This window comes from Embleya hyalina, from assembly GCF_003967355.1.
Taxonomy (GTDB): domain Bacteria; phylum Actinomycetota; class Actinomycetes; order Streptomycetales; family Streptomycetaceae; genus Embleya; species Embleya hyalina.
Genome location: NZ_BIFH01000017.1, coordinates 491,846 through 504,692 on the forward strand (window position 1 = coordinate 491,846; position 12,847 = coordinate 504,692).

13 protein-coding genes are annotated in these 12,847 nt (G+C 74.3%); 3 read left to right on the forward strand and 10 right to left on the reverse strand.

The annotated features are described in order from the left end of the window. Positions 1 to 128: 128 nt before the first annotated feature. Genes EMA17_RS15540 through tsaB form a run of 4 tightly spaced genes read right to left on the reverse strand, consistent with a single transcriptional unit; the run spans position 129 to position 2,654 of the window. A complete protein-coding gene (locus EMA17_RS15540) occupies positions 129 to 404 on the reverse strand; it encodes a hypothetical protein (RefSeq protein ID WP_126637564.1) in 276 nt (91 codons plus the stop codon). Between the two features lie 2 nt (positions 405 to 406). Beyond that, entirely contained in the window at positions 407 to 1,450 is a 1,044-nt protein-coding gene (gene tsaD / locus EMA17_RS15545) for a tRNA (adenosine(37)-N6)-threonylcarbamoyltransferase complex transferase subunit TsaD (protein WP_126637565.1), read from the reverse strand. Then, positions 1,443 to 1,931, reverse strand: a complete 489-nt coding sequence (gene rimI, locus EMA17_RS15550; protein ID WP_126637566.1) for a ribosomal protein S18-alanine N-acetyltransferase — start codon at positions 1,929 to 1,931, stop codon at positions 1,443 to 1,445. Before rimI ends, tsaD begins: the two co-directional genes overlap by 8 nt. Positions 1,932 to 1,970: 39 nt before the next feature. Beyond that, complete coding sequence (gene tsaB, locus EMA17_RS15555; protein WP_126637567.1) at positions 1,971 to 2,654, reverse strand: tRNA (adenosine(37)-N6)-threonylcarbamoyltransferase complex dimerization subunit type 1 TsaB; 684 nt, start codon at positions 2,652 to 2,654, stop codon at positions 1,971 to 1,973. A 150-nt stretch (positions 2,655 to 2,804) separates the two neighbouring features. Between tsaB and EMA17_RS15560 the strand changes: the two genes are divergently transcribed. Beyond that, positions 2,805 to 3,428: a L,D-transpeptidase family protein gene (locus EMA17_RS15560; protein ID WP_126637568.1), complete on the forward strand. Its 624-nt coding sequence runs from the start codon at positions 2,805 to 2,807 to the stop codon at positions 3,426 to 3,428. Between the two features lie 174 nt (positions 3,429 to 3,602). After that, the gene (locus EMA17_RS15565) at positions 3,603 to 5,900 is read left to right on the forward strand and encodes a transglycosylase domain-containing protein (RefSeq protein ID WP_160161417.1); all 2,298 of its coding nucleotides are present in this window, start codon (positions 3,603 to 3,605) and stop codon (positions 5,898 to 5,900) included. Between the two features lie 57 nt (positions 5,901 to 5,957). Here the strand turns inward: EMA17_RS15565 and tsaE are convergent, their stop codons facing one another. The 6 genes from tsaE to EMA17_RS15595 all read right to left on the reverse strand — a co-directional run bounded on the left by tsaE (position 5,958) and on the right by EMA17_RS15595 (position 11,999). Then, complete coding sequence (gene tsaE / locus EMA17_RS15570) at positions 5,958 to 6,476, reverse strand: tRNA (adenosine(37)-N6)-threonylcarbamoyltransferase complex ATPase subunit type 1 TsaE (protein ID WP_126637570.1); 519 nt, start codon at positions 6,474 to 6,476, stop codon at positions 5,958 to 5,960. A 108-nt stretch (positions 6,477 to 6,584) separates the two neighbouring features. After that, on the reverse strand, positions 6,585 to 7,772 hold the full coding sequence (locus EMA17_RS15575; RefSeq protein WP_246126680.1) for an alpha/beta fold hydrolase: 1,188 nt from the start codon (positions 7,770 to 7,772) through the stop codon (positions 6,585 to 6,587). Continuing rightward, entirely contained in the window at positions 7,769 to 8,899 is a 1,131-nt protein-coding gene (alr, locus tag EMA17_RS15580; protein WP_126637571.1) for an alanine racemase, read from the reverse strand. The genes EMA17_RS15575 and alr overlap by 4 nt, the downstream gene beginning before the upstream one ends. A 133-nt stretch (positions 8,900 to 9,032) precedes the next feature. Then, on the reverse strand, positions 9,033 to 10,499 hold the full coding sequence (locus EMA17_RS15585) for an NAD(P)H-hydrate dehydratase (protein WP_126637572.1): 1,467 nt from the start codon (positions 10,497 to 10,499) through the stop codon (positions 9,033 to 9,035). Positions 10,500 to 10,509: 10 nt separating this feature from the next. Next, a complete protein-coding gene (locus tag EMA17_RS15590; protein ID WP_126637573.1) occupies positions 10,510 to 10,878 on the reverse strand; it encodes a holo-ACP synthase in 369 nt (122 codons plus the stop codon). 164 nt (positions 10,879 to 11,042) lie between these two features. Then, entirely contained in the window at positions 11,043 to 11,999 is a 957-nt protein-coding gene (locus EMA17_RS15595) for an EamA family transporter (RefSeq protein WP_246126681.1), read from the reverse strand. A gap of 112 nt (positions 12,000 to 12,111) precedes the next feature. On the opposite strand from EMA17_RS15595, the gene EMA17_RS15600 reads away from it, so the two are divergent. After that, the gene (locus EMA17_RS15600) at positions 12,112 to 12,627 is read left to right on the forward strand and encodes a MarR family winged helix-turn-helix transcriptional regulator (protein ID WP_126637574.1); all 516 of its coding nucleotides are present in this window, start codon (positions 12,112 to 12,114) and stop codon (positions 12,625 to 12,627) included. The last annotated feature ends 220 nt before the right edge of the window (positions 12,628 to 12,847 follow it).

A 12,847-nucleotide genomic window follows, 5' to 3' on the forward strand; every position in this document is an offset into this window, starting at 1 on the left:
GGCAAGGCCAATGGCACGTGCGGCGGCACGCAGCCATCAGCCAAGGCACTCGGCCCGCGTCCGGCTTGCGAATGGCCTCCTCGTCGGACGCGGGTCGAGTGTTGCGCCGACTCGGACCGGGCGGAGCCTCAGGGACCGACGCTGAGCCGTTCGAAGTTCCAGGCGTGCGGCGGCCGGGCGACCAGGGCGGTCGGCGGCTCGGGCAGCGCCACCGGCGGGCCGGTCCACAGCGCGATCACCACCACGCGGTCGCCGTCGGGTCCGTCCGGGGCGGCGAACACCTCGATCCGCTCCAGGCCGGGCGCGCCGACCACGGCCGGCAACGCCACCTCGTGCACCCACGCGGCCAGCGCCGCACCGTCGCCGGACTCGGTCCTGGCCTCCCACATCGCCGCGATCGCCATGGTCAGGACACCGCCTGCGAAACGGTGACCGGCATCGACGAGTCGGCCGGGATGGACAGTGTGGAGGGGGCCCGGTCGCGGGCGACCATCTCGGCGCCGAGCGCGGCGACCATCGCGCCGTTGTCGGTGCACAGGCCCGGCCGCGGTACCCGGAGCACGATCCCGGCCGCGTCGCAGCGCTCCTGCGCCAGCGCCCGCAGACGGGTGTTGGCGGACACGCCGCCGCCCATCATCAGGTGCTCGACGCCGTTCTCCTTGCAGGCCCGGATCGCCTTGCGGGTCAGCACGTCGACCACCGCCTCCTGGAAGGAGGCCGCCACGTCCGCCACCGGCACGCTCTCCCCGGCCCGCTGTCGGGCCTCGACCCAGCGCGCGACCGAGGTCTTGAGGCCGGAGAAGGAGAAGTCGAACGGCGCGTCGCGCGGACCGGTCAGCCCGCGCGGGAAGGCGATCGCGGCGCGGTCGCCCTCGCGCGCCCACCGGTCGATCACCGGCCCGCCCGGGAAGCCGAGGCCGAGCACCCGCGCGACCTTGTCGAACGCCTCGCCCGCCGCGTCGTCGATGGTCGACCCCAGCGGGCGCACGTCGGAGGTGATGTCGGGCACGAGCAGCAGCGAGGAGTGCCCGCCGGAGACCAGCAGGGCCATGCACGGCTCGGGCAGTCTGCCGTGCTCCAACTGGTCCACGCACACGTGCGAGGCCAGGTGGTTGACGCCGTACAGCGGCTTGTCGAGGGCGACCGAGTAGCCCTTGGCCGCGGCGACGCCGACGAGCAGCGCGCCCGCCAGGCCGGGGCCCGAGGTGACCGCGATCGCGTCGATGTCGCGCATCGTGACGCCCGCGTCGGCCAGCGCGCGGCGTACCGTCGGCACCATCGCCTCCAGGTGCGCGCGGCTGGCGACCTCGGGTACCACACCGCCGAACCGGGCGTGTTCGTCGACGCTGGAGGCGACCGCGTCGGCGAGCAGCGTGGTGCCGCGCACGATGCCGATGCCGGTCTCGTCGCACGAGGTCTCGATGCCCAGGACGAGTGGTTCGTCAGCCACCGGTGGCCGTTCCTTCCCGACGTTCCTTCAGATCGCAGCGCATCACCAACGCGTCCACGTTGGCGGGCTGGTAGTAGCCCCGGCGCACGCCGATCCCCTTGAAGCCGAAGCGCTCGTACAGTGCCTGCGCGCGGGCGTTGTCCACCCGCACCTCGAGCAGTACGTCCCGACAGCCGCGTGCCACGGCCAGGTCGAGCAGTTCGGTCAACAGCAGCGAGCCCAGGCCCGTGCCCCACCGATCGCGGCGCACCCCGATGGTCTGCACGTCGCCCTCGTCGCCGATCACCGCGAGCCCGGCGTATCCCGCCAGCCCGCCGGTCTCGTCCTCGGCGACCACGTAGTGCCGCATCTCCGGTTCCGACAACTCGGACCAGAACATCCCCGCCGACCACGCGTCCTCGGCGAACAACTCGTGCTCGAGTCGCATCACGGCCTCGATGTCCCACCACCGCATCCGCCGCAGGCGAGACCCGAATTCCATGCGGGAAGTCTAGGGCCTGCCCGGCGGATCCCGGCGGGGCTACGCCCCGGGCGGGGGGCCCACCGGGGTGACGGCCTTGTAGCCGGCGGGGACCTGGGCGTCGGGGCGACGCAGGTAGAGGGGCTCCGGCGGGAGCAGGGCGAGGCCGGCGGCCAGGCGTTCGACGGCGAACGCCGCGAGCGCGGCGGCGTCCGGGTGTTCGGGGCCGCGCACGTCCGCGAACGAGTCCGGGTACAGCGCGGCGCCGGCGCCGACGGCGGGCAGCGCGGTGACGGTCGCGGCCAAATCGCCGGCGCGGTCCACCGACGGTCCCTCGACGCGCGTGTGGGCGTCGTCGTACCGCGCCCAGTACACCTCCTTGCGGCGCGCGTCGGTCGCGGCCACGAACGGGCCGGCGACCGTGGCGTCGCGGCCGGCCGCGTACGCGAGCGCGTCCAGGGTGCATACGCCGTGCACGGGGATGCCGAGCGCGTCGCCCAGCGCGAGCGCGGTCACGATGCCCACCCGCAGGCCGGTGTACGGCCCGGGGCCGACGCCGACCGCGATGTCGGTGAGCTCGGCGCGGGCGCGTCCCGCCGCCCGGAGCACGTCGACGATGCCGGGCGCGAGCAACTCGCCCTGCCGGCGCGCGTCGATCCGGGTGGAACCGGCGAGCACGCGGGAATCGTCGTGGAGGGCGACCGTGACGGCCGGGGTGGCGGTGTCGAAGGCGAGCAGCAGCACGGCACCAGGCTACCGACCGCGGAGCGCGGGCCTGCCCGCCGGCGCCGCCCGGGGCGCGTTCGCGAGGAAAAGCCGACCCGGCTCCGACGCGGGGACACCGGCTGCCGGCACCATGGAGGCCGACACACGGCGGAAGAGGGACCCAAGGCAATGGCGAAGCGGCTCAACCCGGGCGTGGCCGTCGCGGGCATCACCATCGCCGCGCTGGTCGGCGTCGGTTTCCTCGCGGCCCAGGCCGCGAACTCCGCACCGGAGAATCGGGGGATAGCGCGCACGAGCACGCCGACCCCCTCCGGCGCCTCCGGCGCGCCCGCGGCGCCGGTCTACGTCCCGCCGGCCGTGCCCGCCAACTCCGGCACCGGCAAGCGGGTCGTCTACTCGCTCAAGGACAACCACGTCTGGCTGGTCGACGAGGCCGAGCGCATGTTGCGCGAGTATCCGGTGGCCGCCGCGCCGATCAAGCCGCAGCCGGGCACGTTCCAGGTGACGCTGAAGAAGGAGGAGGCGCAGACCGGCAGCGACGGCCTGCGGATCAGCTACTCCGTGCGCTTCGGCGCGGTCCAGGGCGTGCCGCTCGGCTTCGCGGCCACGGACACCCCGCTGGACCAGATCGACGGCGGCACCAAGCCCGGCCCCTCCCCCACCGGCACCGCCCGCCCGCGCACCTCCGCGCCGCCCGCCAAGCAGAGCGCGGGCATCCGCTCGAAGCCGGACGACGGCGTCGCGCTGTGGAACTTCGCCCCGGTCGGCACGCCCGTCATCGTGGTGCCCTGAGCCGATCGGGCCCGCCACGCCACGCCCACCATTGTCCGATTCGGTGGCCTTTCTTGAGCTTTACCCACATATCATCGGAATGATGATCCCTCTGGTCACACCGGCCCCACCGGGCACACGCGGGGGACCGGCGGGGCCCGTCAGGGCAATGGCACCGAGGAACAGGTGGGCGGCGTGGCGCACGACTCCTCCGGTCCGAGCGGTCCCGGCGACGTCCAGGGGCCGACTCCCCGGCGCAGGCTGTTCGACTATCCCCGGAGCAATCGTCGGGGTCCGCGCCGTTGGCTGCCCTCGTTCAAGCACCTGCTCACCCTGCTGCTCCTGGTGCTCTCCGGCCTGTTCGCCGCCGTGGGCCTGGTCTACGCGATCACCCCGGTTCCCGAGACGGTCAACGCGCAGGCCCGGCAGGAGAGCAACGTCTGGAACTGGAGCGACGGCACCGAGATCACCCGCACCGGCGCCACCAACCGGCAGGCGGTGCCGCTGTCCGCGATCCCGATCGACGTGCAACACGCGGTGCTCGCCGCCGAGGACCGCTCGTTCCGCTCGAACTCCGGCGTCTCGATCACCGGCACCGTCCGCGCCCTGCTGAGCAATCTCGCGGGCGGCGGGGGCGGCCTCCAGGGCGGCTCGACGATCACCCAGCAGTACGTCAAGAACGTCTACCTCACCCAGGAGCAGACCCTGGGCCGCAAGTTCAGGGAAGCGATCATCGCGGTCAAGCTCGACCGCACGGTGGCCAAGGACGACATCCTCACCGGCTACCTCAACAGCGTGTACTTCGGGCGCGGCGCCTACGGCGTCGAGGCCGCCGCACAGGCGTACTACGGCGTCGACGTCGGGCAACTCACCACCGAACAGGGCGCCTACCTCGCGGTGTTGCTCAACGCGCCGAGCGCCAACGACGTGCGCAACGCGGGCGAGGCGGGACGGCGGCGGATCCTGGCCCGGTGGAACTACGTGCTCGACGGCATGGTCAAGGAGAAGTGGCTGACCCCCGAGCGGCGCGCCGGCATGGTCTTCCCGGAGCCGGTCGATCCGCGCCCGGCGGCCAACCTGGCCGGGGTCAACGGCTATCTGGTCGAGATGGCCAAGCGGTACCTGCTCGACCACAAGGTGGTCGACGAGGATCGGCTCGACGCGGGCGGCTACGCGATCACCACCACGTTCGACAAGCGCAAGACCGAAACCCTGTACAAGACCGTGCAGGACCAACTCGCCCAGTCGCTCGACCCCACCGACCGCTCCGCCGACGTCGGGGTGCGGGTGGGCGCCGCGTCCGTGGAGCCCGCCACCGGGCGCATCGTCGCGGTCTACGGCGGCCCGAACTACGTCAAACAGTTCGTCAACGACGCCACCCGCCGCGACGTCCAGGTCGGCTCCACGTTCAAGCCGTTCGTGCTCGCCGCCGGGCTGCGCGACGGCGCCCAGGGCTCGGACGGCAAACGGGTCCGGGTCACTCCGATCACGGTCTACAACGGCAACGACAACGTGGTGATCCGCTATCCGAACGGCAAGCCGGTGATCCAGGACGGGGTGCCGTGGCAGCCCGGCAACGAGGACGGGGCGAGCTACGGGCAGATCACCCTGGCCCGGGCGATGGACCGGTCGGTGAACACCGTCTACGCCCAACTCGGCATGGACGTGGGCACCGATCGGGTGGTGCGGGCCGCGGTGGACGCGGGACTGCCCGCGACCACGCCGGGACTGCGCCCCGTACCGTCCGTCTCGCTGGGCACCTCCACACCCAGCGCCCTGGACATGGCCTCGGCCTACGCCACGTTCGCCGCCGAGGGCAAGCAGCGCGACGCGTACCCGGTGGACAGGCTCAGCCGCCGCGGCGACACGATCGAGTTGCCCGACCACGACGCCAAGGACGCCTACGACAGCCGGCAGGCGGACGCGGTCACCCGGGTGTTGCGCGGCGTCGTGGACGACGGCACCGGATTTCGCGCGCAGGCGCTGAACCGCCCGGCGGCGGGCAAGACCGGCACCACCGACGACAACCGTTCGGCCTGGTTCGTCGGGTACACCCCCGACCTGGCCACCTCGATGGGCATGTTCCGCGAGGACGCCGGCACACACGCGTTCCTGTCCCTGTCCGGGGTCGCCGGGCTGGCCCGGGTGGACGGTGGCAACCTGCCGACCCGGATGTGGACGACCTACATGCGCGCCGCGCTCGCCGGCTCCGGCGTCGCCGACTTCCCGGAGGACACCGAGGGCGGCCTCGGCGGTCCCGACACCGGTTTGGTGCCGCCGAGCACCGGTACGCCGCCGCCCGGCACGGCGCCCGCGACGACGGCGCCCGCGAGCAGCGCGCCGCCGAACACCACCCCGCCGACCACGACGGCGCCGACCGGCACCTCCTCGCCGGGTACGACCACCGGCGGCGGGGCGACCACACCTCCACCGAGCCGGTCCCCGAACCCACCCGAGACGCCCGCCTCCCAGGCCGCGGAAACGGGTACCTGACCGGGCCCCGGGGTCCGTCCGGCGGGTCTCGGTGGGGCCGCCGGACGGCCCCGGGCGTCAGCCCGCCAACCCGTCCAGGTCGGCGCCGGCCCAGCGGGCCCCGATCCCGGTCACCCGGATCGTGCGCACCTCGTCGCCGGCGAAGTCGCTTCCGCTCGCGGCGAGCGGGTCCGCCTCGGCGTGGTCGCGGTCGATGGCCACCTCCAGGCGGTCCTCGGTCAGGTCCTCGACCATGCCCTCGCCCCACTCCACGACGGTCACCGACTCGTCGAGCGAGGCGTCGAGGTCGAGGCCGTCGATCTCCGCGGTGACGTCGGCGGAGCCGCCGAGTCGATAGGCGTCGACGTGCACCAGGGCCGGCCCGCCGACCTCGGACGGATGTACGCGCGCGATCACGAACGTCGGCGAGGTCACCGCGCCGCGCACGCCCAGGCCCACCCCGATGCCCTGGGTCAGGGTCGTCTTGCCCGCGCCCAGGCCGCCGGACAACACGAGCAGGTCGCCCGCCCGCAACACCTTCGCCAACCGGGCGCCCAGCGCGCGCGTGTCCGCGCCGCCGGCGACCGTCACGGTCACACTTCGCACCACTTCAGCACTCCCACCACGCCGGTTGCGTCGGCCCGAACCGCCTCGGACCCCACCGTCGTCCCGAATCCGTCCGCGGCCTCGGGACCCTGCTCGAAATCACTGTCCGTCAGGATCCCGACCCGCGTCGAATCCGACCCGCGCGGACGACGCGCCGCGCCCGTTCCCGTGCCCGCCGGATTCCCCGGCGCGCCGACCGGGCGCGCTCGCGGCACGCGCGAGAAGCCCGCGCAGCGCCGCGTTCACCACCTCCGGATGCTCCAGCGGGGTCAGGTGTCCGGAGTCCGGCACGATCAGCAACTCGGCGCCGGGCAGCGCCTCCTTGATCGCCTCGCTGTGCGAGGCGGGCGCGATCAGGTCGCCCGCCCCGGCCACCACCAGCGTCTCCACCGACGCGAGCGCCGGCAGCGCGGCCAGCTTGTCGTGCGTCTCGAAGGCGGGGAAGAACTCGGCGATCACGTCGATCGGGGTGCCCGAGATCATCCGGTCGGTGAACCGCACCAGCGTGGGGTCCACCTCCGAGTCGAAGGCGTATCGCTCGGTGAACAGGTACACCAGGTCGCGGGCCGCCCGCCGACCCGCCTCCACCAACGCGGCGCGCCGGCCGAGGGTACGCAGCAGGCCCGGCGCGATCCGATGCACCAGCCGGGCCCCGGCCGCCGGGATGCCCAGCGTCACCGTCGCCCAGCGGCCCGCCGACGTGTTCATCAGCGCGACGCCGATCACCCGCTCCCCGAACAGCTCGGGGTGCTGGTCGGCGAGCGCCATGATGGTCATCCCGCCCATCGAGTGGCCGAGCAGCACCAGCGGTCCCTCGGGCGCGAGTTCGCCGAGCACCGTGTGCAGGTCCGCGCCGAGGTGGTCGATCGTCGAGGTCTCCGGCGCGCCGCGACCGGAGCGGCCGTGGCTGCGCTGGTCGTAGAGCACCAGCCGGTATTCGTCGCGCAACGCGGCCCGCTGGTAGTGCCAGCAGTCCATGTCGAGGCAGTAGCCGTGGCACAACACCACGGTCACCGGGGCGTCCCGGTCGCCGTCCACCTCGGCGTACAACTCGACGCCGTCCTCGGCGGTGATCAGGTGCGGCTCGCCGCGCAGCGTGCCGAACTCGGCGAGCGCGTCGAGTTGGGCCTCGGTACGGCGGCGGAAGGCGCGGCCGACCGTCATGCGCTCGATCGCCACGCCCGCGGCGGCGCCCGCCGCGAGCACGCCGACCGCGGCGCCGACGATGCCGGCCCGGCGGCCGAGCGCGCGGCCGGCGCCGGAGGAGGCGGGCACGGGGGTGGTCACGACGCGCCCGTCCCGGTGTGGATCCTGGGTACCCGGGCGCCGATGCGGGTGACGATCTCGTAGGAGATGGTGCCGATCGCCGCCGCCCAGTCCTCGGCGGTGGGCTCGCCCCGGTCGCCGGGCCCGAACAGGATCGCCTCGTCGCCCGCGCTCGCCTCGTCGTCGCCGAGGTCGACCACGAACTGGTCCATCGCGACGCGGCCCACGATCGTGCGCCGCCGTCCCGCCACCAGGACCGGGCCGACGTTGCTCGCGTGGCGGGGGATGCCGTCGGCGTAACCGGTGGGGATCAGCGCGAGGTTGGTCTCCGCGGGCGCGATCCAGGCGTGCCCGTAGGAGACGCCGTGGCCGGCCGGCACCCGCTTGACCCCGGCCAGGTTCGCCGCCAGCGTCATCGCGGGGCGCAGGCCGAAGTCGGCCGGGCCGCCGACCTCGGGCACGGGCGAGAGGCCGTAGCCGGCCAGGCCGACCCGGACCAGGTCGAAGTGTGTGTCGGGCAGGAGCAGCGTGGCCGGCGAGTTGGCCATGTGCCGCACCTCGGGGGTGACCCCGCGGCCCTCGGCGTGGGCGAGCATCGCCACGAACTCGCCCAGCTGGGCCGGTACGGACGGATGCCCCGGCTCGTCGGCGCAGGCGAAGTGCGACCACAGGCCGACCACCTCGACCGTGCCGTCGGCCTGGGCCTTGAGCGCGGCGTCGACCAGGGCCGGCCAGTCGGCGGGCGTGCAGCCGTTGCGGCCCAGGCCGGTGTCCGCCTTGAGGTGCACGCGCGCCGGCCGCTCGGCCGCCCGGGCGGCCGCCACCACCTCGCGCAGCGCCCACGCTCCGCTCACCGAGATGTCCACGTCGGCGCGCACCGCGTCCTCGAAGGCGTCCCCCGGAGCCCACAGCCAGGTGAGCAGCCGGCCGGTGTCGCCCGCCGCGCGCAGCGCCAGCGCCTCCTCGACCACGGCGGTGCCCAGCCAGGTCGCGCCGCCCGCGCGGGCCGCCCGCGCGGAGGGGACCATGCCGTGTCCGTAGGCGTTCGACTTGACCACGCTCATCACCGCCGCCGACCCCACCCGGGCCCGGATGGCCGCGATGTTGTCCCGAATCGCATCCAGATCGATCCGCGCTTCGGCACGCATGGGGCAGATGGTCCTTCCGACGACGATCATCGAACGCGAGTTCGGGGTCCGGTCCCGGCCGGCCGCCGGCCCCGGGGGATCCCCGAACTCAAGACTCCCAGTGTGGCAGGCCCGGGCCCGGGCGGCGTCCTCCTCACGTGCCGGTGACGTCCGCCCACACTCCGGGCAGCGCCCGGACCAGATCCGGCGCGGTCACCGGGCCGGGCAGCGTCCTGGCGGCCAGCCCGTGCAGCCAGGCGGCCGCGGAAGCGGCGTCCAGCGCGTCCAGACCGGCTGCGAGCAGCGCGCCGGCCAGGCCGGAGAGCACGTCGCCGCTGCCCGCGGTGGCCAGGCGCGGGGTGCCGGTGGGATTGACCCGGGTCCGGCCGTCGGGCGCGGCGATCACCGTGGTGGAGCCCTTGAGCAGGACCACGCAGCGGTACAGCGCGGCGAGCCGGCGCGCGTGCTCCAGCCGCGCCGCCTCGATCCGCTCGCGGGTGACCTCGACGCCGGCGGCGGCGAACAGGCGCACCGCCTCGCCCGCGTGCGGGGTCAGCAGCGCCGGGGCGGGCCACGTGCCGGGGGCGGAGCGGGCGAGCAGGGTCAGGCCGTCCGCGTCCACCAGTACGGGCACCTCCGCCGCCAGCACGCTCGCGAAGCGCGCCTCGGCGTCCGGGTCGGTGTCCAGGCCCGGGCCCACCACCCACGCCTGCACCCGGCCGGCCTCGGCCGGGGGCGCCTGGGTCGCCAGCGCCTCCGGGTGGGCCGCGAGCACCGGGCCGAGCACGGCGGCCGGCCCCGTGCAGCGGACCGCGCCGACCCCGCCGCGCACCGCCGCGCCGACCACCAGGACCGCCGCGCCCGGGTAGCGGGGCGAGCCCGCGGCCACGCCGAGCACACCGCGCGAATACTTGTCGCTCTCGCCCGAGGGGGCGGGCAACAGCCGGGCCACGTCGTCGTGTTGCAGCACGGTCGGGTTCGGCTGCGGCAGGTGCGGGCCGAGGCCGATGTCGACGAGGTGCACCACCCCCGCGTGGGCCGCGCCGGGGTCGATCAGCAGGCCCGGTTTGTGGGTGCCGAAGGTGACCGTCACATCGGCGCGCACCGCCGCGCCCACGACCTCGCCGGTGTCCGCGTCCACCCCGCTGGGCACGTCGACCGCGACCACGGTCGCTCCCGACACCCGGGCGAGCAGCGCGGCGGCGGTCGGGCGCAGCGCGCCCCGGCCGCCGATCCCGACGATGCCGTCCAGGACCAGGTCGGCCCGCCCGAGCAGGTCGGCGAGGCCGGGCCCGTCCGGGTCGACCGCCTCCCGCGCCCGTACGCCGGCCGCCCGGGCCCAGGCGAGGCCGGCCGCGTGGGCCCGGTCCGGGGCGAGCAGCAGGGCGTCCACGCGCGCGCCGCGCCGGGCCAGCATGCCGCCCGCGTACAGCGCGTCGCCGCCGTTGTCGCCGCTGCCCACCAGGAGCACCACGCGAGCGCCGTAGACCCGGTCGAGCAGGCTCACGCAGGTGCCGGCCAGCCCGGCCGCGGCGCGGCGCATCAGGGTGCCCTCGGGCAGCGTCGCGAGCAGTTCGGCCTCCGCGGCGCGTACCTGCTCGACCGTGTGTGCGGCGCGCATGGGCGGCCCCCTAGCCCTCGGCGATGACGACAGCGGAAGCGATGCCCGCGTCGTGGCTGAGCGACACATGCCAGTGCGTCACACCCAGCGCGGCGGCGCGCGCGGCCACCGTGCCGGTGACGGCCAGCAGCGGCCGGCCGGAGTCCTCGGTGGTCACCTCGGCGTCCAGCCAGTGCAGGCCGCCGGGCGCGCCGAGGGCCTTGGCCAGCGCCTCCTTGGCGGCGAAGCGCGCGGCCAGCGAGGCGACCCCGCGGGCCTGTCCGGGGCGCACGTGCCGCTCCGCGTCGGTGAACAGCCGATCGGCCAGCCCGGGCGTGCGCTCCAGCGACCGCCCGAAGCGTGCGATGTCCGCCACGTCGATACCCACACCGATGATCACGGCCCGAGCCTATTGCCGGGCGCGGCACCGAAGAACACGCGCCGACCACCCGCGCCGACCCGTACGCCGACAACGCGGCCGGGCCGCGTCCCCGGCGGGGATGCGGCCCGATCGGCTCGCGGAACGGTCCTGCGCGGTACTCGTGGCGGCGTGCTCCCGCCCGCTCAGGATGCCTCGACGACCTCCGACCTGCGGGTCCGCTTCGTGATGGTGACCGGTGCCTCGACCCGCACCTCGGGGGCGCGCCTGGGGGCCCGCTGGCCGAGCACCATCGCACCCAGGGCGATCACCAGGCCGAGCACCTGGAGCGGGGTCAGCGTCTGGCCCAGCACGATCAGGCCGGCGAGCGTGGCGATCACCGGGTTGACCAGGCCGAGGAAGGAGGCCACCCCGGCGCCGAGCCGCTCGATGCCGCGGAACCACAGGACGTAGGCGAGCGCCGTGCCGATCAGCACGAGGTAGCCGAAGCCGAGCAGGTTGCGTCCGGTGGGCACCGGCGGCATGCCCTCGACGGCGAACATCAGCGGGACGATGACCATGCCGCCGACGGTGAGCTGCCAACCGGTGGTGGCCAGGAGCGAGACGCCCTCGGGACGACCCCAGCGGGCCGACATCACCACGCCGGACGCCATCAGGGTGGTGGCCACGAGCATCAGGCCGACCCCGATCGGGTCGATCCTCGCCTGCGAGCTGAGCACGAGCAGGCCGACCCCGATCACCCCGCCGACGCCGGCGAGCAGCACCCGGGGCCGCGTACGCACCTTCAGGATCAGGAAGGACAGGCCCGCGACGATCAGCGGCGACACCGCGCCGATCGTGGCGGCGACACCGCCGGGCAGGCGGTAGGCGCCGGCGAAGATCAGCGGGAAGAACAGCCCGACGTTGAGCATCCCCAGGACGAACGAGCGCCACCACCACACGCCGGTGGGCAGTCGGCGCGCCAGGGCGACCAGGATCAGCCCCGCGGGCAGGGCCCGCACGCCCGCCGCGAGCAGCGGCCGGTCCGCCGGGAGCATCTCCGTGGTCACGAGGTAGGTGGTCCCCCACGTCGCCGGGGCCACGGCCGTCGCCAGGAGCATCCCCAGGCGACCGAGTCCCTTGCTGCCACCCTGAACCGCCATGACTTTCACCTCAACGCTAGTTTTACGAGCACTGACTATCTGAACGTTGAGATAAGTAAATACCTCGAACCTGCGAGCGTCAAGTAGATGAGCGTTGAGATAAATTGAGGCCATGACCGGACGTGACGCAATTGATGACGTATGGGACCAATGGCACCGTGAACGCCCCGAGATCGACACCGCCCTGCTGGACGTGATGTCCGCCGTCGGCCGCATGAACCGACTGCGCCGGTACATCGACCAGACGTTGCGGACCTACTTCGCCCGATATGGGCTCGACTTCTCCGAGTTCGACGTGCTGGCCACGCTGCGCCGCTCCGGCGGCGTCGAGGGGGTCAGCGCGGGCACGCTGCTGCGTTCGGCGATGGTTACGTCGGGCGCGATCACCAACCGGGTGGACAAGCTCACCGCCAAGGGCCTGGTCGAGCGCTCGGTCAGCACGGAGGACCGCCGCTCGGTCCGGGTCAGGCTGACCCCGGAGGGCATCCGCCTCGTGGACGACATCCTGCTCGGCCACATCGAGAACGAGGCACGCTTCCTGGCCGTGCTCGACGACAACGAGCGCGCCCAGCTCAACGGCCTACTCCGCAAACTCCTGATCGCCCAGGGGGATACCCACTTGGGCTGATCGTCGGGGCACTGCGCGGGGGACGGGGTGGGTCGCGGGGAGAACGGCTGAGCGGGCGTGGTGGTGGGCGCGGGGCGGCTTCCGGGCGCTCCGCGCCGGCTCACGGGGCGGGTGGGCGCGTGTGGGCGTGGGGGGAACGGGCGGGTGGGCGCGATCGCGGCGGGAACGGGCGGGCGGGTGCGGGCGCGACGGAAACGCACGGGCGAGCGCGATCGCGGGT

Bases quoted from the DNA above. Each gene is read 5' to 3' on its own strand.
- EMA17_RS15585 (WP_126637572.1), bottom strand. From the start codon at position 10,499: ATGCGCGCCGCACACACGGTCGAGCAGGTACGCGCCGCGGAGGCCGAA.
- EMA17_RS15595 (WP_246126681.1), bottom strand. From the start codon at position 11,999: ATGGCGGTTCAGGGTGGCAGCAAGGGACTCGGTCGCCTGGGGATGCTC.
- EMA17_RS15540 (WP_126637564.1), bottom strand. From the start codon at position 404: ATGGCGATCGCGGCGATGTGGGAGGCCAGGACCGAGTCCGGCGACGGT.
- rimI (WP_126637566.1), bottom strand. From the start codon at position 1,931: ATGGAATTCGGGTCTCGCCTGCGGCGGATGCGGTGGTGGGACATCGAG.
- EMA17_RS15560 (WP_126637568.1), top strand. From the start codon at position 2,805: ATGGCGAAGCGGCTCAACCCGGGCGTGGCCGTCGCGGGCATCACCATC.
- alr (WP_126637571.1), bottom strand. From the start codon at position 8,899: ATGCGTGCCGAAGCGCGGATCGATCTGGATGCGATTCGGGACAACATC.
- EMA17_RS15600 (WP_126637574.1), top strand. From the start codon at position 12,112: ATGACCGGACGTGACGCAATTGATGACGTATGGGACCAATGGCACCGT.